We start from the raw sequence: 22,556 nt of genomic DNA on the forward strand, positions 1-22,556 counted from the left end.
AAGAAGAACGATTTACTTATATTTGTCCCGCAAAGCAGATTCAAATGTTCAAAAAATTTATCATTGTATTTATTCTTGGCTTCTTTACGGTTTTTTGTCCGGCCCAGCAGGTCCGGCCCTCAAAATCAGCAGAAATTTACCGCGAACTCAAAACCCTTAAACATATTCCTAAAGTGTTATACCTGGCGGCTCATCCCGATGATGAAAATACGGGATTGCTCTCTTGGCTGATCAATGACCGGAATGTAGAGACGGGTTATCTGTCATTAACCAGAGGTGATGGAGGACAGAATTTACTGGGAACCGAACAGGGAGCTGCCTTGGGATTGATCAGGACGCATGAGCTTTTGGAGGCGAGAAAGTTAGACGGCGCCCAACAGTTTTTTACCCGGGCAATTGATTTCGGGTTCTCTAAAAATACCACCGATACTTTTAAACAGTGGGATGAAAACAGCATTACCGCGGATGTGGTCTGGGTCATCCGTACCTTCCGTCCGGATGTGATCATCTGCCGTTTTCCGCCTACGGCTGCGGCAGGCCACGGACAGCATGCGGCTTCGGCGGTGGTAGCGGAAAAAGCTTTCAAGCTGGCAGGCGATAAAAATGCTTTCCCGGATCAACTGAAATATATTAAGGTCTGGCAGCCCAAACGCATATTGTGGAATACGTTCCGGTTTGGCGCAGTTAATACAACAGCCGAAAACCAGATGAAAGTTACGGTAGGGCAATATGATGCGCAACTGGGAATGGGCTATGGTGAACTGGCAGGATTAAGCAGAAGCTTACACAAAAGCCAGGGCGCGGGAACCCAGTCGGTAGCCGGGATCAGAACGGAATATTTTACCCATGTGGCCGGCGAACCCGCGAAAGGAACCCTTTTTGACGGAGTCGTAAAAACCTGGTCTGCAAAAGGAAACTCCGATATCGACCAATCTTTAGACAAAATTATTTCCGCTTTCAATTTCAATAACCCAAACCTTAGTTTGCCTGCTTTACTTGCTTTGCGGAAAAAGTTGATGGCGATACAGGATCCGGAACTTAAAAAAGATAAAATCAAATCGCTGGATCAGATCATTCTGAGTTGCGCCGGGTTTATGGGCGAAGTGGTGACCAACCAAGCTGAAGCCGTGGCCGGAAATGCATACAATTTCAAATTAAACCTGATTGCAAGAGCTGAAAACCCGGTTGTTGTGGAAAACGTAAAATGGCTGAACCAGTCGGAAAGCGTCAACAGGAAACTGTCCAGAGATTCTTTAATTACCATTCAGCATGATATTCAGATTCCTGCTGATGCCGCACTTACGGAACCGTACTGGCTGGCAAAGCCGGCGGTGAATGCGGCAACTTTCGCTGTTCCCAATGATACGTTGATCGGTTTGCCTGAAGCGGAATCACCGTTGAATGTTGTACTTGATTTAAAAATCGGCTTGGAAAAGTTGCGGGTAAAGCTTCCTTTATCGTTCAAGAAACTGGACCCGGTGCGCGGCGATGTGGTGGAAGCCCTTCGTATTGTTCCGGCCCTGGAACTGAAATTTACGCAGCCGCTTTATCTGGTAAAAGAAAATGAAGATTTGCATCTGAACTTAAATATTAAAGTCAATTCAAACAAAGCTTTTGGGAACGGCAAGCTGAACCTGATGTACAACGGCGAACGTTTGGGCGGCGCTGATGTCAGTTCAATCAACGGAAAAGATATAACAGTCGATTGCGTTATTACAAAAAACAAGCTTGTTTCGATACCATCCAGCCGTCTGCAGTTGGATGCTGATTTTGTTGCAGACGGAGTAACCTATAATAAAAAACAGGTACTGATCCAGTACCCGCATCTGCCTTCCTTACAGTATTTTGCGCCGGCAACGATCGCCGTCATGAAAGGCGATATCCGGGCGACGGTTAAAAAAGTAGGATATATCCAGGGAGCGGGCGATTTTATTCCTGAGTTCCTGCGCATGGCCGGTATCCAGGTGGATGTTTTGAAAGACGAAGATTTTTATGGCAATGCAGATGCATCAGGCGGAAACGGTAGTCAGAACAGATTATCGCAATACGATGCCATTGTCCTGGGAATCCGGGCAAATAATACGGAGAAAAAGCTGGGCCGCTGGATGCCTTTTTTATGGACTTATGTAAAAGCCGGCGGAAACCTGTTGATGCAGTACAACACCAACCAGGACGCGATGGTGAGTCAGTTGGGCATGTACCCATTCAACATTGCCAATAAGCGGGTTACTGAAGAAAATGCCACGGTGACCTTTTTAAATCCCAACCATAAACTGCTGAACTTCCCGAACAAGATTACAGCCGATGATTTCAAAGGCTGGGTGCAGGAGCGCGGCGCCTACTTCCCGGACCAATGGGATGCGGCTTACGAACCGCTTTTTGAAATGCACGACACCGGTGAAGAGCCGCTGCAGGGATCTACTTTATATACGAAATATGGCAAAGGGAATTTTATTTATACGCCTTTGTCCTTTTTCAGGCAGCTGCCTGCAGGAAATGTAGGGGCGGCCCTTTTGTTCCTGAATTTTTTATCGGCACAGAAAAACTGATGGATAATCGATTTAAAAACTGGAAGATCTGGTACGTGTTATTGGCCGCTGCGCTGATCGCCCAGATCATATTGTATTACTTATTTACTAAATTCTGGGCATGAGCAGTATCGATTGGGCCGTTCTCATTTTTACCTTAGTGGCTGTGGTGGTGTACGGCGTATGGATCGGCCGTGGCCAGAAAAGCAACGCCTCCTACCTGAAAGCAGACAATAAAATGCCATGGTACATTGTGCTGATCGGGATTATGGCGACGCAGGCCAGTGCCATTACGTTTCTTTCAGCGCCGGGACAGGCGTATACCGACGGAATGCGTTTCGTTCAGTACTATTTTGGGCTGCCTCTCGCGATGATTGTCATCTGCATTACCTTTATCCCGATTTTCCAGCGCCTGAATGTATACACCGCCTATGAATACTTGGAAAACCGTTTCGATAAAAAAACAAGGGTGCTCACCTCGCTGCTTTTTCTTTTTTCCAGGGGATTATCCACAGGGATCAGCATTTATGCGCCGAGCATCATCCTGTCAAGCGTTCTCAACTGGAATATTTACTTAACCAATGTATTAACAGGCGGCATCCTGTTGATTTATACCTATGTCGGCGGAGCCAAAGCGATCGCCCACACCCAAAAATTACAGTTTCTCATTATTCTGGGAACCATGGCTTTTGCAGGTTATCTGCTGATCCAGGATATGCCGGGCGGCATCGGTTTTAAGGATGCGCTGTATCTCGCAGGGAAATCCGGAAAGCTGAATGTGATCACTACAGAATTCGACTGGAAAGACAAATACAACCTCTGGAGCGGGCTGATCGGCGGTTTTTTCCTGGCGCTTTCTTATTTCGGGACGGATCAGAGCCAGGTCGGGAGGTATATTACCGCGAAAGACAACACCAACGCAAAAATGGGCCTGCTGCTTAACGGATTGGTGAAGATCCCTATGCAGTTTGCCATTCTCCTGATCGGGGCTTTGCTTTTTGCTTTCTTTTCCCTGAAACCGGCGCCGGTTTATTTTAACGAACGCTCTTATCAGCATTTAAAGGAAACACAGCCTGAACAGGCAACGGCTTTTGAAAAAGAGCATCAGGACCTGCAGGTAAAATTCAATGCAGAATCAAAAGAAATTTTAAAGCTGAAAGAAACCCATTCACCGGAGCTTAATCAAACCGTTCAGGATTTTAAAAATACACAGACCGAGGTAAAAGAACTTCACGGCAGGATAGAAGAGGCGATCAATAAGGCAGACTACAATGCGGAAAAAACGGATACCAATTATATTTTCCTTTATTTCGTAAAAAGTACGCTGCCTGCAGGGATGGTCGGCCTCCTGTTTGCCGTTATTTTCCTGGCCAGCTGGGGCTCCATTTCCGCGGCGCTGAATTCCCTGGCCGCCTGCTCTTTAAAAGATATCCATCTGATCTTCAGAAAAGAAATGCCTGATGATGCCACCGAACTGAAATACAGCCGCCTGCATACCTTAGCCTGGGGCATCTTTTCCATCGGCGTCGCCATGTTTGCGACACAAATGGGTTCGCTTATTGAAGCGGTGAATGTATTGGGTTCCCTTTTCTACGGCCCGATCCTGGGGATTTTCCTTGTTGCGTTTTATTTTAAAAAAATCAACGGGGCGAATGTATTTATTGCGGCCATCCTGTCGGAAATTACCGTAATTGCCGTGTATCAGTTCGATATCGTTTCTTTCCTCTGGCTCAACGTCATCGGGGCAGCAGCCGTTATTATATTTTCTGCAGTCGGATTGATTTTTTATAAGCCGAAAGCAGTAACTTCGTAAACGATTAACAATAATAAAAAAAGCCGCTTACATTCGGCTGAAAAATATAAGCGCCCGCAGATGATGGTGATTACGCAGATATAAATCCAATAAAAAATCTGCGCAATCCACTCAATCCGCGAGCTTAAATTAAGACTCAATATAAAAAGATAAACCGATCATTGAAAAGCATCATCTCCCGCAAATTATGATAACAGATACAGCAATAAAGTATCAAAAAAAATCTGCGTAATCCGCTTAATCCGCGAGAGAAAATCAACAGTCAGTAAAAAAACAGGTTGTAACAATAAACAAACAAATAAAAGTATTATGAAAACAATTTTTAAATCGGCTACCGTTCTTGTGGCGGCCATGACGATCTCCGTGAATGCCTTTGCCCAGGAAACCAAAAAACCGGCCAGCCCTGCCATGACGGCAACGGGGAAAATCAAGGATGCCAACGTTACCATCGCCTACAGCAGCCCTTCTGTGAAAGGACGTACCATCTGGGGCGGCCTGGAAGCATATGGTAAAGTCTGGCGCGCGGGTGCCAATGAAGCCACCACGTTTGAAACGGATAAAGACCTTACCGTTCAGGGCAAAAAACTGCCGGCCGGTAAATACAGCTTTTTCCTGATCCCTAAAGAAAGCGGAACCTGGACTGCCGTTTTTAACAAAGAGCCAAAACAGTGGGGCGCCTACAAATACGAGCAGTCCAAAGACGCATTACGGGTAGACGTAAAAACAAAAGCTTTACCAACTACCCAGGAAGCCCTGGTCTACAAAATCAACAAAAACGGTTTCACTATGGATTGGGATAAAATCTCGGTTCCTGTGGAGGTTAAATAGGTTTGAATTTGAAAAGTTAAATCCCGGTTTTGGCCGGGATTTTTTTTGGTTAAAATTTTGATTAGGTAGCAAAGATGATTAGGGTAAATTTCAGTGATATGGTCTGGTTTGTCCTGCAAAAGCTTTACAACAAGCTCTTTAAAATATCAAAAAACCTAACTGATAAAAGTTTCCGGTCCATTAAGTAGGACGCCATGCATGAGTGTTTTTCCTGTTCCGGGAGGCCCTTCAATAATACTTAACGCACTTATAAAAGCTTCATCCACCCCGTCTTTCTGACTGAGATTAAAACCGAATGGGATAATCTCAATAGGAGAGAAGTATGCATTTTTCTCTGGTTGTTTTGATCAAGGTAATTGGAAAGAATGGAGCTTTCCGGAATAAAAGATATTTTTTAAGGATAGCAAATTTTCAAGGTCTCCTTAATGTACGAAAAGTAGAACAGATAAAACACGACACGTTTTGTCGCATGAAAGAACCTGCTTTGGAAAAATAGTCGATGAAACTCAAAGCTACGATACAGGAAGATACAATTGATACAAAAACTAGTATTGTAGAATTTTTGGAGGATTCAAGAAAGCAGCACTTTGAAGTGAAATGCAGTTTCAGCATTTACCGGACAGGAATGAGTAAGAAGGAAAATGAAGAATAACATCATATTTCGAAAGTTCATCCTGTGATAATACTACACAGATCAACAGGCCCATTAAGTTTTCGCTGCCGAACACCGATTTTCTTTTTTTGAGATACTTAAAACAGGCCAGCTGAAACGCTGGCAGAACAAATTTGGGTTTTCCGGGCAGGAATTCAGGAATTAAAATACAGAATTTAGAAAATGATTTAACATAATAGTCATATCTCACTGTAAAATGACATAAATAATTTATTTCATTGAATTGAGAGTTATATATATTATTTGATTTAATTTTAATTAATTATTGGTAACCAGTGTTATACATAGCTGTTATATCTTATTATAGGGATTTAAAAATGTCATTTTTTTGATTTTAAATCTATTTTATTTGAAATAATATATATATTTGAAACATTGTTTATAAACTAATATTTACAGGAGAATCCCGAAAATCCTTTATAGAGTAGGGAATAAATATAATAACTATTAACAATTGAAATTCATTTTATGAAAAAATTAAAAGGTCTAAAGAAGCTTTTTTCTTCTTTTGAGAACAAAAAACTAAAAAATGCAGATTCAATATTCGGCGGATTGGCTATGGCCACTACTGATATGTGGTCGCAATCTTCTACAAGCCAGTGGAATTGTTCTGATATTGACACCTATGTTGATGGCCGGCATGTTCAACGTCAGGAATGTTTGACTGACGACTGCTCTGATCCTGTTATTACAAAGACAAACTAAACTAAAGAGACTGTCCATTAGGGCAGTCTTTTAATCTGAGATATACAATAATATTTTTATTTTTTCTAAAAACTATATAATATTCATTTGTAGTAAGATAATTTAAAAACAACATTTCTGTTCTTTAACATTCTATCACTTAGTTTTATTTTTATAATGAATAAAAATCTTTTTTTTCTTTCTATTTTCTTTATTTTATTTTCATGCCAGATCAGAAAATCTGACCATATTGTATATCTGAATAAAGTGAACGAAATCGACTACGTTTACCGTATTAAAAAAGATACATTTACTACTCTTAAGATGTATCAGAAGCTGTTTAAAAAGCATCCTCCTTTTAATTCAAATCTTATTGATGAGTACCAGACTTATATTATACTCTCAGATAAATATCATTTTGACTTCGGAGGTAAAGAAAGCCTGTATAAACTCATTCCTCTGGTTGCACCTAACTGGAAATATAACCGTCAAGATAAAGATCTCATTGACTTGTGTAAAAAGTATGGAATAGACAGTTTGGAAATAGAAAACAAAGTAGCTGACTGGAAAAAGGGACTTAACAAAAGATTGGTAGACTCTTTTTCCATTGCCTTTTTCAGAAATCAGGAATTCAGGATGCCTAAATATATTGAGAAACGGCAAAGCCTGAATGATAAAAAGAATGCTCAATTATTTATATGGACTTTCAAAAAGTATGGGTTTCCATCTACACAAAAAATAGGTCTTTGGGGAAATAATAATACTTTTATGCCTATGGGAAATATCCTAAATCATATGGCTGGATTAGACAACAAAGATTATCCTTATTTTAAAGAAAAAATCCTGGAATATGTAAAAACAGGGGAATGTACTCCCGAAGATTATGCGGAAATGATTGATAAGAGAGCCTATATGGAAGGGAAATACTGTGTTTATTGTGCGGTAAGTAATTCCCTTATCTCCGACAGCACAAAAATCAATAAAAACCGTAAAGAAATAGGAATGCCAGCATTAAATCATAGCAAAAAAATCAATACGGATTATTTAAAAAAGTAAATATGATACTCATAATTTCTGAAAATAATGAGAGAACAACAAATGAAATCATAAGTTGGCTTGTTGCTCTTAAAAAAGATTTTATTCGGGTACATGAAAATGAGGTATTTGAAATAAAGACAAGGAATAAACGTATATATGTTGAAAGTTCCAGAAATTGTTTTTTTATTGATGAAATTAAAAGCGTTTGGTACAGGAGAGGCGGTTTACGGTTTTTAAGAAAAAAATATGAAAATCAGGCTGTCAATATCCATATGAATGAGCACCAACATTGGCTTGAGGACTATGTCAGAAATTATTTGGAAAGCAAGGATTCCATTAATAAGGAAAGTAATTACCACGTAAATAAACTTATTGTTTTAGATATTGCAAGGGGAATTGGCTTTGATGTCCCGGAATATTTTTTGGCCGAAAATACGGATGGAGTAGAGCTAAACAATACGATTACAAAACCTGTTGCCGGTAATGGGGTTTTAAAGTTTAAAGACAGCTTCGGGTCCCTTTATACCAATGTAGTTGATACAAAAGAAAAAGATGATTTTTTTATCACTTTCTTTCAACAAAAAATTGAAAAAGATTTTGAGATCAGATCATTTTATCTCAATGAAAAAATCTGGTCTATGGCTATCTTTTCGCAAAATGATGATCAGACCAGAGTAGACTATCGGAAATACAATAAAGAAAAGCCCAACAGAAATGTCAGGTACAATTTACCAAAACACATTGAACAGAAAATCGTTACATTAATGAATAAATTAGACCTGGCTTCAGGCTCATTAGACTTTATAAAAAAAGGCAGTAGCATTTACTTTTTAGAAGTGAATCCGGTAGGTCAGTTCGGAAATGTTTCATTTTATTGCAACTATGGGTTAGGTTATGAAATTGCTAAGTCCTTATGAAAAAAACAATCAAAGAAAAAAATAAATTACCTCTCACATTTAAGTATATTGAATTTAAAAAAAGTCAGGTTATTGTAAAAAGCAAATCAAATCTTACTTTTTTTGTTGAATGTGAAAAATTTCAGACAGAATATCTCGTCAGGGCTAGGCCCTATAAATCAATTACCAGATTATTGTGAATTATTTTAATTTATTTAGTAATATTTTAATTACAAAAGGAGTTCAAAGAGTATTAATTATTGATTTACAGAGAGATCATGCGGAATTATTCCCTCTTGAGCTTTTTGATATTATTGAGGAGTTAAAAGAAAAATCAATAGAAGATACAATGCAGTCTTACGATTCTGAATCTCAGGAATTTATCAAAGAATACATTGAGATACTGTTGGAGAAGGAGTTTGGGTTTGTGACTAAAGATGAATGGGATGTTAACTTTCCTCCTTTTTCATATGATTTTAAGGTTCCCAATGACATTACTAATGCTTATTTGGAGATTGATGATCTAAGTATTCTGACTCAAGTCAATCAATCATTATCTAATCTTAATACGGCACATATTGTTATCTATTATAATCAATGTTTGTCTATTAAAGATATCAGTTATATAGAAAACTCATTCAAGGGTTCCCCGGTAACTTCTATAGAAATTTTCTCAAAGTATTCAGAGATTCTGAATGAAGAATTTTTCAATGTAGCAGATACAATCTGTTCCAGAATTTATAATATGGTATTTTACTCAAGTCCTCAAATACCGTTTAAGCTGCAGGACAAATTTAAATTCACAGTATCTTTTACCCATGAGCAAATAGAGCTGAAATCTTGTGGCAAAGTAGATCTAAAATATTTTAATGTTAATTTGCCTAAAGTATCAGAGGCAACGAACCATAATTCATGTCTCTATAAAAAAATTGGTGTTGATCGGGATGGCAATATCAAAAACTGTCCGGCGATGGCCCAATGTTTCGGAAATATTAAGAGTACTCCATTAGAAGAGGTGATAAAACAAGAAGATTTCAAAAAATACTGGAATCTTACTAAAGATCAAATAGAAACCTGTAAAGACTGCGAATTCAGGTATATCTGTACCGATTGCAGAGCTTTTACAGAAAGGAATACTACAAATAATTCCGGACTTGATGTTTCCAAACCTTTAAAATGCGGCTATAACCCCTATACCGTAGAGTGGAAAGAATGGAGTACAAATCCGCTAAAGAAAAAGGCAATACAATATTATAAGATGTAAGATATTACAGAAATCCGCAGCATCTCTAAACAATTTTTCTGACAGTTTAATTTTGTCTGCTACGATCAAACTTATATTAAACGTATAATAAAACACGACACCTTTTGTCGCATTACCGCAATAGCTTAGCAAAAAATGGTCAATGAAACTCAAAGCAATGATACAGGAAAAATCAAAGATGCCAACATCACCATCGCGTACAGCAGCCCATCCGTGAAAGGGCGTACCATCTGGGGCGGCCTGGAAGCATATGGTAAAGTCTGGCGCGCGGGTGCCAATGAAGCCACCACGTTTGAAACGGATAAAGACCTTACCGTTCAGGGCAAGAAACTGCCGGCCGGTAAATACAGCTTTTTCCTGATCCCTAAAGAAAGCGGAACCTGGACGGCCATCTTTAACAAAGAGCCCAAACAGTGGGGCGTCTACAAATACGCACCGTCAAAAGACGCTTTACGGGTAGACGTAAAAACAAAAGCTTTACCAGCAACCCAGGAAGCTTTGGTCTACAAAATCAACAAAAAACGGTTTCACCATGGATTGGGATAAAATCTCTGTTCCTGTAGAGATTAAGTAAGTTTTAATTTTAAAAGTTAAATCCCGGTGAGCCGGGATTTTTTTGTGGTTGTGTATGCATCGGCAAGGATGCCATTGCTCTTATATGTTTTCAAAAATTTGAACAATAATAATTTGTTATTCAAATTTTCTTTTAAATATTTGCCACTTTTCAAATAGAGGATGCCAGTTTGTTTCTACATCTACTATTTTAGATGATTGCTCCTCAAAATAATTGATTAAAAAATTAAGTTGAGAATGGCTATCATCACTAATAACTTTTATTTGTTCAAGTAGAAAATCAATTACTTCATCTATAGTAGGTCTTTCTGCTGGGTTTATTAGTAGCATTTTTTCTATAAAACTTATATAGTTTTTATTTTCACTATAATTTTCAAATTGAATTTTACAATCATTAGCTATCCACTTTATCCAATATTTACTTCCAGTCCATTTTTTTGAGTTTCTAGTCTGAGGTTTAGGCCACCAATCATGTAGTTTAATACCAACAGGATGATAACCATTTGTTAGTAATTCGAAAAAAATAACTCCTATTGCAAAAATGTCAGTAGCTGAACTTAAATCAGTTTTGTTCCATTGTTCTGGAGCCATATATGGTCTTGATCCATCGTGTAAATTAATATCTGTAAAAGCATTTGCAAGTCCAAAATCAGCTACTATTGCTAGATTATAGATATCTAAATCTGGAAGGTCTGTAAATTGCTCTCTAACATTTTGAATAAATATGTTCGAAGGCTTGATATCTTGGTGAGAAACTAACCCCTTTTTATAACAATGTCTTAGTCCGACACATGTATAAACGAGTATTGAAAGTTTTGTTAATATTGATACTTCAGTCGTTCTTATTAGCTTTGCCAAGTCATTGCCCCAATACCTGAATGATACAATAGGGGTATTTAGAACAATGTCAAAATCGGAAGGCCAATGAACAAATTTATTGTGATAGAAAGATAATTGAAGATACATCTCCCTCACAAATCTTTTTCCTATCTCTTCATTAGGAATATTTTCAAATGACTTTGGAACCTTAATACAGGAGTATCGAGGGAAAGTATTACTTCCATGGTCAAAAACAAATATTTCACCACACATACCTTCGTTAATATCAATACATTTTGCATCGCTCTCAAAACCTTCAAGAAGCTTTATTTTTTCCTTCTGTTCTAATTCAAAAAAATTCATCATACTATATATCGTTTTAAAATTATTGTCTATAAGAAAAATGATATTAATTATATTAAATCTCAAATAAAGTATTTAATTTATGAATAACAACTTTTTATAAAATTCAGCTATTATATATTATTTATACGCTTTAAAACTTCTTCTAAAGAAAATTCAGGAGGTAAGGGTTTAAACTCTTTACTTGTGTTTATTGATGATTTTATTCTCTGGAAATTTCTGAGTTTTTGAATTTCAATCTGTCCTACTAATATAGTATCATTTATACCACCTTTCAACTTTAATAAATCTTTTGTTGCTGTGTCCTTAGGTTGAGTCAATCTGGTATCACCATATTTGCTGGTGTTGACTTGCGCAACAAAACAGTGCAAATCTCTAGAAGTTGCTTCTACAATATTTGAAAAATAAGATGTATCCTTATTCCATTCGACACCAATTAATAAATCAATTTTTGCCTTTAATTTTTCTCTGTGACTAATATTAGCTAGTTCAAAACAGTAACATACTGAAAAGTAAATATTTCTGTAATTAATAATATCATAGCGAGACGGTATAGGTTTTGGTATAGCGAAATGATATTTATTAATCAAATGCTCCTCACCAGGAGAGTAGTTGTTTTTTAATCTAAAAATCACAGTTGCATCATTGATACCATTAATCTTTTGTGGTAACATAGAAACTACAAAGTTAAATGACGTATTATTTATGGTGAGGTGCTCAATGCCTGATACAGTCATAATTTGATTATCAATGGAAAATCTTCCTAATGCAGAAATTAGACGCATGGGCATAAAGTTTTCAGGAAATATTAATATTTGAGCATCTGACTTTCTCGCTTTCGATAGTATTTTGGATAATTTATTTATTCTTTCATGTGATAATATTGGTGAATCTAAAACACTTGCTATTATATTATCCTCTAAAACATCGGTATTTGCAAATGCAATTTTTGGATTGTACAATTTATCCTCTTTATTTACTGTAAACTTATTCAACAAAAAATTTTCTTCAGACCCATCTAACTTGTTTATTGTGTAAAATTTATTTTTAAGGTTTTGATTTAATTCGTGGCTTGGTCTATGCTTAGAATTTCCTATACGATATAAATTAAATGCAATATCCAAATAATCTATTTTTTTGAAAGATTTATTGCCTTTGAAAGTATCATTTTCATAGACTTCTTCTTCTTCATATTCCTCTAGAATATCATATAAAATATTGGTTTCATTTATTTCGGACTTCGTCATAGTTTTAGCACCAAATTTTTGAAACTCCTCAAAAGCAGAACCAATACAGCATTCCCAAAATTTTATAGGTCTTGGTGAATTTTCTAATAGTATAGGATCAAGTTTATAATTTTTTATATGAAGATTTTTGTCAATTAAATTTAGATGACCATTTTTTCCCTCTTCTGTATAATTTAACAATGGTATGGACACATAATGATGCCTAATCATATTAGACTTTCTAATTCTAAATCCTATTCTTCCACTAGATTTATCCGGATTTACAAAAGAAAATTCAGCAAACAATAAAGCGAAATTTTTTCGATTAATTTTATTGGACTGAAACTCAAAATTCTTATTTACATCATAGTCTTTTAAAAATTTTAAATTCAGTGAAATGCTCATTTCAAAAGCGAAAAATAAATATTGTGTTAAAGCATCATGCACTTGCATTGCAATTGCTGTTGGTAAAGTACTTTCTTTCGATTTATCACTTGCATCAATATTGTCTATTTGTTCTAAACAGTGAAATAAAAATTTCGTGAAAGAGTTAGGATCATTGTCTACAACAAATAACGTTAATATTTTTTCCCATAGTTTATAGAATGTTAAGCAATTTTCTCCTTTAAAGAATTTTAATATTTTATCTTTTTCTAAATCAGATATTTTTTCTCGTTTTCTAAGACCTAGATTTATTTTATGTGAAAGATAAACAGATAAACCAAATCGGTCCTCTTTGTAATCTTTTAAAGTTCTTATCTTGCCGTCAGTGCTATCATATGATAAATGGTAAGCACTTTCTTCAAATTCTATTAAGTTATCCTCATCATTTGGCATATCTCTAAATTCACTGGACTTCTCTTCAATTTCTTTTTTTAGTTTATCTATGACAACACTTGATTCATCTTTGTCAAAATAATGAATCATAGTTTTATCGCTTTGGCAATATAGAGAAGGATAACCGTTGATTTTAAAGATTCTATTTTCTGGCTTAATAAAATTTCCGTCAACAGAAAATGGCGAATCAACAACTTTTATTAAAGGATGAAAGTTTTTTAATATATATAGTTCAATTTCAGTCAAATCCTCTAACTTAAAACTTATTTTTTTATCAGATAATTGTTTTTTATAATCTTCAAAAGAGGTATAATATTCATCTAATAATTTACTTTCATAATCTGCTGTATTAGGCTCTGATAAAACGATTAAAATATCATCTACATATCTACCGTAATATGCAGGTTTATATTTCTCAAGTATAATTTTGTCAAAATCTTTTAGATATTCATTTGCTATAATCAGCGATGATTGCAGGCCTATTGGAATAATAAATTTTTTAATTTCACCATTTTCTGTAACTTCTTGTGTGAAGTCATATGGGATTTTCAATTGTAAAACTTTTTCTGTAAATGTTCGATGTAAGTTTTCCATTAGAATATTAAGATTATCTTTACCATCAGAGCGAAAATAATTTTCAGATATTCTCGCTGAGTAGTAATAATCTTTAATGTCTAAATTTAAGAAAAGAGTATTCTTATTATTTTTTAATAACTGTTGCGCAGTATTAACTGCATTATCTCGCCAATATTGATATTGAGAAAAATAGGGCTTATATAAGGCCGAACCAAAAACAACTTTTGATTTGTCTTTTGTTAATAATAATCTGTTTCCTATACACTCATCTGCTAAAGCAGCATCTTTAACTACGCCATCGTTAATCGTCCATAAAACTGCAATAATATGTAATTCAATTGGTGCATGTATAAATGCTGTAACTTTATCAAGAAAATATTTCTTTTTAATCCTTTTATTAGTAATAATATAATGAAGAGAGTTATTTTGAATAAATTTTTTAGGATATACTGTTACAGATATTTCTTCTAATAGTTGATCAAAAAATAGTTGATCTTTAGAATAATTATTTAATGCCTCAGTTAAAATTTTAAACTTATCTTCTAATGTAATTTCAGAAAAAGTAGGTTTGTTTATATCATCAACGTCCTTTGTATTAGAATATCTACTTACAAACTGAACTTCAGAAAAAACAAAGTCATTTTTCAAGTAATTCGTTTCAAACTCTACAATTTGTTCTCGCAATAATAAATCCCCTGAATCATAAAATACGGTTGTTCTTAGTTTATTATATGCGTTTTTTATATTTTCAACCGTAAATTTTCTCATATTTCTGTGAATCATAGTATTTTAGTTTTATTGCTCACAATTTAATGAAAAAAGTTAGATATGCATAAGTCTAGAATAGGAATTTTTCTTCGTATTTCTAAAACAAAAAATCCCAACTCTCGTCAGGATTTTCTTTTATTTTGATTTTTAAATTCTTTTTGTAGCTCATCTATTTCACTTTCAATCTTTTTTAATTCTTTTTCATTTAGTTTTGTAAATAAAAATAACATATCAATTTTAAAAAAATTACAGAACTTAACAAGCGTTTCTACCGTTGGATTTGTTTCTGCTCTTTCAATTCTACCCACTTGATTACTTGAAAGATTTATCTCGTTTCCAAGTTGTAACTGGGAAAGTTTATTCTTTAATCTATAAAATTGAAACAACTTTCCAATTTGAAATTTTAACTCTTCTATTTCCCATATATACATTTAGTAAATTTTGGACTTTCTTAAATTTTTCAACAACACATTTATGTGTTGTATTTGTTTTTTTATTATATTTGCAAAATAAGTTACATCAAAGTAACTTTGCGATACTTCAAATAACAATAGAAGCTATTGCTTAGAAATCTCGATCTGAAAACTGGTAATTTTTAACACACGAGACGATAAGCAGGAAGCTCACGACCTAGGCGTGGGCTCTCTTATCTGTGTGTAAGGTATACCAGTACCTCAGATCGGATATGTAGAGTTCCATGCCATTTTATTTTATGCCGGCCGGTATTCTGCGGCCTTTCTAAGCCGCTTTCTAAAAATACAGTATCAGACTGCACTATACAATGGGGTGTACAACTCATTGCGGCTTTACATTAAAGCTTATAAAAACACAAATTTCATTTATATCAATGCTTTCCGATGTCTTCTGGTTACTCAAAGACCTTACTATGTCCTTTTCAAACCAGAAGGCACTCAGGAAAGTTGTGTTTTCAATGCTATAAATCCATATGGCCAAGGCCAGGAAAACCATTAAATCAAAAAAAACAGAACCTATGAAAAATAATAAAATAGACCTGGAATCCCGGTTTTGGTCCGGCCGGAGCAAACATTCATCCGTACCGTTACTGGAACTGTTTTTCGAGTTCCATGACCTGGTGACGGCGAAGGAGCGTCTCAACCTCATCATGCAGTACGCGGTACAGGGGAAAACGCGGATCCCGGAAGATCCTTCGGTGGTCTTTCACTTCCACCAGTCGCTGCGGTCGCTGATCCGGGCCGGGTGGTGCCTCAGGAAGAAATCCGGGAAATGGATAGGAGAGGCAGTTCCGGATGCCGGCAATCCGCTGATGTACGGTTCGCTTTCGGAGGAAGAATACCGTGATCCGGTCAGGGTGTTCCGTCAAGCCTTTAAAGAGTACCGCACTGATGAACTTGAAGACTTCCTTTCGGACATCGTGTATTTCTCCCTCGGGACGTTCAACCATGTGCCGGAGCGCAATATCGTGGGCCCGTACCTCCACCTGATTAAAATGCTGGACGCGGCGTGGCTCATCGTGGAACGGAGAAACGGCAGAAAGAAATTAAAAGTCACAAAAACAGTCAGTGTGCAGTAAAGAAGCTTTAACACATAAGGCACATGAGATTGAAGAGGCTCGTGTTGCGCATATTTTAGAGCACATCAGAATGAAACCTCGAAGAGGTTCGACAATTCATTAATTAAATCAGAAAAATACCTGAGGCAAAATCAAAGATTTTCTTATTGGTTAAGCTTACTTCCGATCCGGTGGCTGAGCGGAGCCAAATCCACGTTATTATTTATAAAAATCTGCGCGGTTCTTTGGAATCTTTAACCACAAAAGTCACAAAAGATATTCTTGCTTCATTAAAAAATTAAATACCTGATGCTGAAAAGAGCACACAAAAGTTTTTAAAAACCTTGAAAAGGTTCGCGAATTCTTTAATAAAATAAATATGAGATGAGACAAATCTTTGATTTTTAATCTCATGTGTTCTGAAAATATTTTCAAGCTATTCAAATCTTCTCTGTGACTTATGTGTTAAATACAAGCCAATCATCTGTAAAAACATGTGGGAGATTTTAACCGACGAAGAAGTAAAGATATTTTTCAGAATCATTTCGGACATTGGGTGCGGATGTCGTCGGAACTATAATCCCGGAACAGGATCTTGCCGAAATTTTTCTCGGAACATAAGGTATTGGTCTTTCTCCCATCGCTCCAGACGGTATTTTCACCGTATTTGGAAAGGACGATCTCTTTTGACGGTTCGCTGAATTTGAAGGTGATGTATTTTTCCGAAGTGTATTCGTCCGGCACTTCATTGAACAGTTCAACCGTAAAAAACCGGTCTTTCACCACCAGTTTCCGGAAGGAATCCCCGAAACTGCTCGGGTAGATATTTTCGTTTTTCAGAACGTCGTATTTTTTATTCTGGTCATTTAACAGAATTAATATGGGCGCGATTTTGGTATCGGGATCCTGGGGATCGAGATCGCGGTTATTCGCCAGAACGACAATTTTGTCGGTAAAATGATCATTATTCAGGTCACCGTCTTTTTCCTCCACAACAGAATACTGATCCCCGGCAACAGAGGCAATGACTGTTTTGGAATCCAGGGTTCCTGAACTTTTAGTAATCGTATTCCCAAAAAACTTCGGATAGGCTTCTCTGACGTTGATCAGATCGACGGTCTCATATTTTCCGTCTTTATAAAATACAGCATACCACGGGCTTTTATGTTTGGGAATTGCTACGGTTTTGTTATCTTTTTTATACGCAAATACTTTTGTGTCATCAGCATTTTTATAGGATACTTTCAGAGAATCCAGGTAAGTTGATGCTTCGGAAAAATAATTATTGGCATCGTCTGCGATGGTGTAGAAATCTTCACCGTTTTTCTTTTTTAGGGCTGCAATGGTTTTATCACCCGGCAAAATGAAAACAATATCATTATTGTTCAGAACAAGGGTATCCGATTTTAAAGGAGCCGATGTTGTTTTTTCCTGAGATTGATTACAGGCAACAGAAAAAAAGGTAATAAGTACCGTTAAAAGAAGGTTTTTCATAATGTATTGGTTTCTTATCTTTTTTCTGCCCAGATTTATACGCATCCAATATTTCCTGCCCAGGCTGTTTGTATGCGTTTCTTTATTGCTTCATTCAATTTTTACAATATTGATATACATTACTCTGGTCTGATAATAAGGATCTCCTGCGGACTGGTGATGGTTGGAAAAATGCTTATGCCAGATGCCGATATTGTTATTTCAGCAATCTGGCAATACTTTTATGGCTATTGTATTTGCTAAAGATTTCCAGCACCTTCTTCTTCAAACTGTACGCCTTCAATGATCTCTTTCAACGGATTAAGACCATAGTATTTATTTTTTTTTATAATTTTTAATATTTCCGGATGAGCAGCTGTAATATTATAGAGTGATGTTCCTGCATTGTGCCATGCCGTACTGCTGTTCATGGGTTTGAATTTATAAAACGCCGGACTTTCAATATTGGCTACAAAGGCAACGATTTTTGCTTTCTCTTCCACGGTGAATTTTGTTGCCGGCGATTCGGTGAAAATGTCATCTTTATCTTCTTTAAACAGGTAATCTAAATAATTTCCTAATGCATAGATTAAACGATCATTGTCCTTAGTGGTATGTTGCGCGACATAATTCAGTAAGCCCTGCTGGATCTGTAATTTTCTTTCACAATTCTTTATGAAAAATATTTCTCCAGTTTTTTCAGTAATATTATTCTGTGGGTCAGCATATTGTGTATAAAGATCCTCCAAAACCAATTGATTAATTTTTTCTTCTTTATCATATCCGAAATCCGTAACCAGCCTCTTGATAAATTCTTTATCGTTCAGCAATAACCAGGTCAAATCTGTCTTGCTGTCATTGAAAAGATATTTATTTCGGGCAGTGATAAATTGAGGAAGGTCAATAATGAAGGAATTACCGTTAATTTTTACAAGGTCTTTTACCAAAAAAGTCTGAGTTAAGAACTTCTCATCCGGGACAATGAAAAGGTTTTGCGTATCACTGTACAAATCATATTGATTTTTTGTTCTTGTGCTTTTTAAACCGTCCATGGCATTACCGAATAAAGTGATCTGATCATTTGCCGATGAAACCATACCGCAGTCGGAATTTCTGGTAATTTTAAAAATATCAAATAGTTTTTTACTGAATTCTTCTCCTGAAATAAATTTGTATCCTGAATTTTTGAGACCCGTGGCTACAATATTCCTGGAAATATCAAAATCATTTTTAGACAGGGTATAGGGTTGCTCAGGTTCATTTTCTTCAGTCTCAACATTTTTTTGTTTTTCAATGAAGCTTTTAATTATTTCTATATCAATTGATTTTTCTGCCATTTCCATAGTTACAGAATCATTGTTTTTAGGCGTCTCCTTTTTTGGATCACCATTACAACTTGCCAGGATTAATAATAAGTTAAAGATTACTAGCTTCATATATTACATCAGTTTATTTTACCTTTTGTTTTTCCTGAGACAATTCCATTTCAACATGAACCTTATTGGATATTGCATAAATGTTTCATTCAGCTATAAATTGATTGATATGTAATTTCAGGGTACTTCCTGCTTTTCAGGTTAATTCGGTTTATTATAAATAATTATCTGATTTTAATTCCCCTTACTCCATTCATCGAGTACTACTTGATAACAGCTAACAATAATGGGTATTTTATTAAGAATGATTTCTGATACTTTTTAAATCCAATAATCAAAATTGTTATTCCATTCCGGGATAGCTGATGCCACTATTTTTTGTTTCTTCCCAAACTTTTTTAAAATCAGCAATATTATAATAGTTATTTTTTTTAAATTCTTCATCATATTTAACTCCGCCATCCTTACTTCCGAAAATGCTGAAAAAGTCATAATATTTGCCGCTTTTTTCACTGATCTTTGTACTGTAATAAGCAATTGACCCTAATACTCTTATTTTTTCAGACTCAGTGTTCAATGTTCCATTACTGCGGTCTGCTTCTTTTATCAGATATTCTGAAATCGCTTTTAAATAGGCTGACTGATCTTGTTCAGAAGCTTCTGATATAATGGTAAAGACCTCTTTATTTACAACAATATTACCATCGCATTTCTTTGTCCAGAGTACCTTCTGAAGTTCATCAATATTTTTATAATTTTTTCTCAGGACAAATGACAATAGGTCTTTGTCTTTGATATAGCCAAAGGTTTTTACCAATGAGTTTAAAAATGATATATCATGAATCTGTAACCAGGCGAAGCTCCCTTTGGTGTCATTGAACAAAAATTTATTTCTATTGATCATCTTCAATATATTATTAGATCTTACTTCCGGTAATTTTTCTACATCACGCCATTTTTGAATCTTAATTGGATCTCAGTCATTATCTTTATAAGTTTCCGGTATATTTGCTTCATAATCATAAATGTTGGGATTTGTCTGTTTGTAATCGATGATCTCCGGTAAATAATAGAAATCTGTGATCATTTTTTGCTTTTTAAAGATATAAGTACCTAAATATTCAGTACCATTATTAGGATACAGAATAAATAGCAAGAGATGTTTCAGCTTTATAAATTTAGTAAATAAAATATCACACTTCAAAGAATAATCAGTATTTTGAAAAAGTTCAGTTATTCTACAAGGTATTTATGGTTAACCGGATAAATATCGGAATGACAACTTTTGATTGTCCTTATAAGTTTTAATTACCGGAAAATAAGGAGGTAGCCATGGATTTTCCCCCGATAAGTACTTTTGCACTGGTTTGCCCGGTATTATTATCCGGTACATTTTTAACGGCAGGGCTAAGGGCTCCGTTGGAGAGATCTGCCCAGACTGATACGTAAGATGAATTGGCTGTTGCACAAACCGCATATTTTATCTTTCGGGCTGCGCTGTATTATCAATCGGGCGTTCAAGAATAAACAGATTTCAGGGATAACTGCAAAATGTGATGTAGAGAATAGAGGTTCCATTAATTTACTTAAATCAACGAATTTTGAAAGAATGGGCACAAATGCAAATAAACAGGGTAAATTGGAAAATGCTTTATTTTAATTGAATCAGGGTTCCATGAAAGTGGTTTGCTTAATGTTTGGTGTGTTTATGCAATACAGGATTTGTGCCGGGTATAAATAATTATATTTGTATTGAAATCATCTGAAGAACATTTATGAAAACAATAGTGTTATTTTGCTTTTTTATCGGAAGTTTTTTCCAGGCTCAAACGCATCGATATATTTATGAATTACAGTTAAAAATGGATTCGACTGAAAGCGGGCATCAAAAATTTTATATGCTGTTGGATATCAATAAAAACGAAACTAAATTTTATGGAAGAAATCTCTTAACAGCGGATTCTTTAAATAAAAAATTTGGTAATCTGGATAATAAGCATGTTGATATGACAGGCCAGATTATCAAAAGAAAAAAAGGTTCTTTTGATAATGAAAATTTTATCAATATCAAATTCGGCTATTATTCTTATAAAACAACCGATGTCATTAATTGGAAAATTGAAAATGATATAAAAAAATATGATGGTTATGATCTTCAAAAAGCTACAGCCGATTTTGGAGGACGGCATTGGATTGCCTGGTTCAATAAAAAGATCCCTTTTAATGAAGGACCTTATAAATTCCATGGCCTGCCCGGTTTAATTTTTGAAATTCAGGATGACAAAAATAATTTTATTTATAAGCTGGTTGCAAATCAAAACGATCCGGGAAATTTTTCTACAGATGATTTTTTGGAATCGAATTTTGGAATTGAAGCTGTTGTTATTACGGAAAAACAAAAGAGAAAATTACTGCTGGATTTTTACAATGATCCTTTTTCTTTTGAAAGAACAAATTTTTTAAATAGCCCGGATCTGAATATTAATATCGGAGGAAAGCAAATCAGGAGTATCGAAGAACTGAATACTCAGGTAAAGAACCTGCAGGAAATTATAAGGAAATATAATAATCCCGTGGAAGTTGATAAGGCGATGAATTACAAGTAAATCTATTAATAAATGGAAAGTATCCGTAAACAGATTTATGATTCGAGAAGGTTATTTGAAGTTAAGGATCAGATAGCGGAATGGGACTTGAAACCGCGCCATGGAATGCAGAAATGGAGGGCTCATGACCGATATGGATTTATTGAACTCACGATGAATGAATTGGAAATGTACATGAATGATAAAGGCACTGAACCTCAATTGAATCGTACTTCATATATAGATTGGAAAGTGGACGAAAATTTATTTCCAAAGGAATTGTACAATCTTCATATTGAAGAATAAAGATGTATGCTGACTTTATCAGCTCCTATATATCTGCTGTAAAAGGGCTAAATCTGAATTTTATATATGAAATAACTTTTGCAGGCTTTCATATTATTGACAGTTACCGAAAACATACTTATGTCAGAGCACTGGTGGAAGCCGTAATAAGTTGTTTCAATGAAGAGTATTATAATTCAGGTAAAAACCACAAAGAAGAATATCACACACTTGAAGAGATACAATACAGAATGAGACGAGATTCTTAATATGAAATTACAATAATTTGAATGCAGGCTAGGAAATACATCAGCTCATTAAAACCACTGTAAAAGCTGCTGCAACAGGTGTGTTTGAGTTTGTAAATAAGGGAAATACAATTATAAATATCTTTTATAAAAACGGGATTCCTGACGCCAA

At 35.4% G+C, this 22,556-nt stretch carries 18 protein-coding genes; 12 read left to right on the forward strand and 6 right to left on the reverse strand.

The features are described 5' to 3' along the window. Nucleotides 1-44 precede the first annotated feature (44 nt). From SD427_RS07135 to SD427_RS07175, 9 genes are all read left to right on the forward strand, one after another. Nucleotides 45-2,549 (forward strand): PIG-L family deacetylase, encoded by a 2,505-nt coding sequence (locus tag SD427_RS07135; RefSeq protein WP_320560585.1) that lies wholly within the window; start codon nt 45-47, stop codon nt 2,547-2,549. Nucleotides 2,550-2,649: 100 nt separating this feature from the next. Further along, entirely contained in the window at nt 2,650-4,341 is a 1,692-nt protein-coding gene (locus tag SD427_RS07140; protein WP_320560586.1) for a sodium:solute symporter, read from the forward strand. A gap of 309 nt (nt 4,342-4,650) precedes the next feature. Next, entirely contained in the window at nt 4,651-5,169 is a 519-nt protein-coding gene (locus tag SD427_RS07145) for a DUF2911 domain-containing protein (RefSeq protein WP_320560587.1), read from the forward strand. Between the two features lie 499 nt (nt 5,170-5,668). Beyond that, nucleotides 5,669-5,821 (forward strand): hypothetical protein, encoded by a 153-nt coding sequence (locus SD427_RS07150; protein WP_320560588.1) that lies wholly within the window; start codon nt 5,669-5,671, stop codon nt 5,819-5,821. Between the two features lie 489 nt (nt 5,822-6,310). After that, entirely contained in the window at nt 6,311-6,547 is a 237-nt protein-coding gene (locus tag SD427_RS07155) for a grasp-with-spasm system A modified peptide (RefSeq protein WP_320560589.1), read from the forward strand. Between the two features lie 156 nt (nt 6,548-6,703). Continuing rightward, nucleotides 6,704-7,582: a hypothetical protein gene (locus SD427_RS07160; protein ID WP_320560590.1), complete on the forward strand. Its 879-nt coding sequence runs from the start codon at nt 6,704-6,706 to the stop codon at nt 7,580-7,582. Nucleotides 7,583-7,584: 2 nt separating this feature from the next. After that, nucleotides 7,585-8,481 carry a grasp-with-spasm system ATP-grasp peptide maturase gene (gene gwsG, locus SD427_RS07165; protein ID WP_320560591.1) on the forward strand — a complete coding sequence of 299 codons (897 nt, stop codon included), beginning with the start codon at nt 7,585-7,587 and terminating at the stop codon, nt 8,479-8,481. A 175-nt stretch (nt 8,482-8,656) separates the two neighbouring features. After that, nucleotides 8,657-9,724 carry a grasp-with-spasm system SPASM domain peptide maturase gene (gwsS, locus tag SD427_RS07170; protein WP_320560592.1) on the forward strand — a complete coding sequence of 356 codons (1,068 nt, stop codon included), beginning with the start codon at nt 8,657-8,659 and terminating at the stop codon, nt 9,722-9,724. Between the two features lie 135 nt (nt 9,725-9,859). Further along, nucleotides 9,860-10,270, forward strand: a complete 411-nt coding sequence (locus SD427_RS07175) for a DUF2911 domain-containing protein (RefSeq protein WP_320560593.1) — start codon at nt 9,860-9,862, stop codon at nt 10,268-10,270. Between the two features lie 144 nt (nt 10,271-10,414). Here the strand turns inward: SD427_RS07175 and SD427_RS07180 are convergent, their stop codons facing one another. The 3 genes from SD427_RS07180 to SD427_RS07190 all read right to left on the reverse strand — a co-directional run bounded on the left by SD427_RS07180 (nt 10,415) and on the right by SD427_RS07190 (nt 15,317). After that, nucleotides 10,415-11,482 carry a protein kinase domain-containing protein gene (locus SD427_RS07180; RefSeq protein WP_320560594.1) on the reverse strand — a complete coding sequence of 356 codons (1,068 nt, stop codon included), beginning with the start codon at nt 11,480-11,482 and terminating at the stop codon, nt 10,415-10,417. Between the two features lie 110 nt (nt 11,483-11,592). Next, a complete protein-coding gene (locus SD427_RS07185) occupies nt 11,593-14,886 on the reverse strand; it encodes a reverse transcriptase domain-containing protein (protein WP_320560595.1) in 3,294 nt (1,097 codons plus the stop codon). Between the two features lie 122 nt (nt 14,887-15,008). Continuing rightward, nucleotides 15,009-15,317, reverse strand: coding sequence for a helix-turn-helix transcriptional regulator (locus tag SD427_RS07190; protein WP_320560596.1), 309 nt, complete (start codon nt 15,315-15,317; stop codon nt 15,009-15,011). Nucleotides 15,318-15,832: 515 nt separating this feature from the next. Between SD427_RS07190 and SD427_RS07195 the strand changes: the two genes are divergently transcribed. Beyond that, nucleotides 15,833-16,438: a hypothetical protein gene (locus SD427_RS07195; protein WP_320560597.1), complete on the forward strand. Its 606-nt coding sequence runs from the start codon at nt 15,833-15,835 to the stop codon at nt 16,436-16,438. A gap of 519 nt (nt 16,439-16,957) precedes the next feature. Here SD427_RS07195 and SD427_RS07200 read toward each other — a convergent pair. From SD427_RS07200 to SD427_RS07210, 3 genes are all read right to left on the reverse strand, one after another. Continuing rightward, nucleotides 16,958-17,911, reverse strand: a complete 954-nt coding sequence (locus SD427_RS07200; protein WP_320560598.1) for a hypothetical protein — start codon at nt 17,909-17,911, stop codon at nt 16,958-16,960. Between the two features lie 239 nt (nt 17,912-18,150). Next, complete coding sequence (locus SD427_RS07205; protein ID WP_320560599.1) at nt 18,151-19,326, reverse strand: hypothetical protein; 1,176 nt, start codon at nt 19,324-19,326, stop codon at nt 18,151-18,153. 283 nt (nt 19,327-19,609) lie between these two features. Continuing rightward, nucleotides 19,610-20,170 (reverse strand): hypothetical protein, encoded by a 561-nt coding sequence (locus tag SD427_RS07210; protein WP_320560600.1) that lies wholly within the window; start codon nt 20,168-20,170, stop codon nt 19,610-19,612. Nucleotides 20,171-21,041: 871 nt separating this feature from the next. Here SD427_RS07210 and SD427_RS07215 point away from each other — a divergent pair. Further along, complete coding sequence (locus SD427_RS07215; RefSeq protein WP_320560601.1) at nt 21,042-21,872, forward strand: GLPGLI family protein; 831 nt, start codon at nt 21,042-21,044, stop codon at nt 21,870-21,872. A 12-nt stretch (nt 21,873-21,884) separates the two neighbouring features. After that, nucleotides 21,885-22,157 (forward strand): hypothetical protein, encoded by a 273-nt coding sequence (locus SD427_RS07220; RefSeq protein WP_320560602.1) that lies wholly within the window; start codon nt 21,885-21,887, stop codon nt 22,155-22,157. Nucleotides 22,158-22,556 lie beyond the last annotated feature (399 nt).

Source organism: Chryseobacterium sp. JJR-5R (assembly GCF_034047335.1).
Lineage (GTDB): Bacteria > Bacteroidota > Bacteroidia > Flavobacteriales > Weeksellaceae > Chryseobacterium.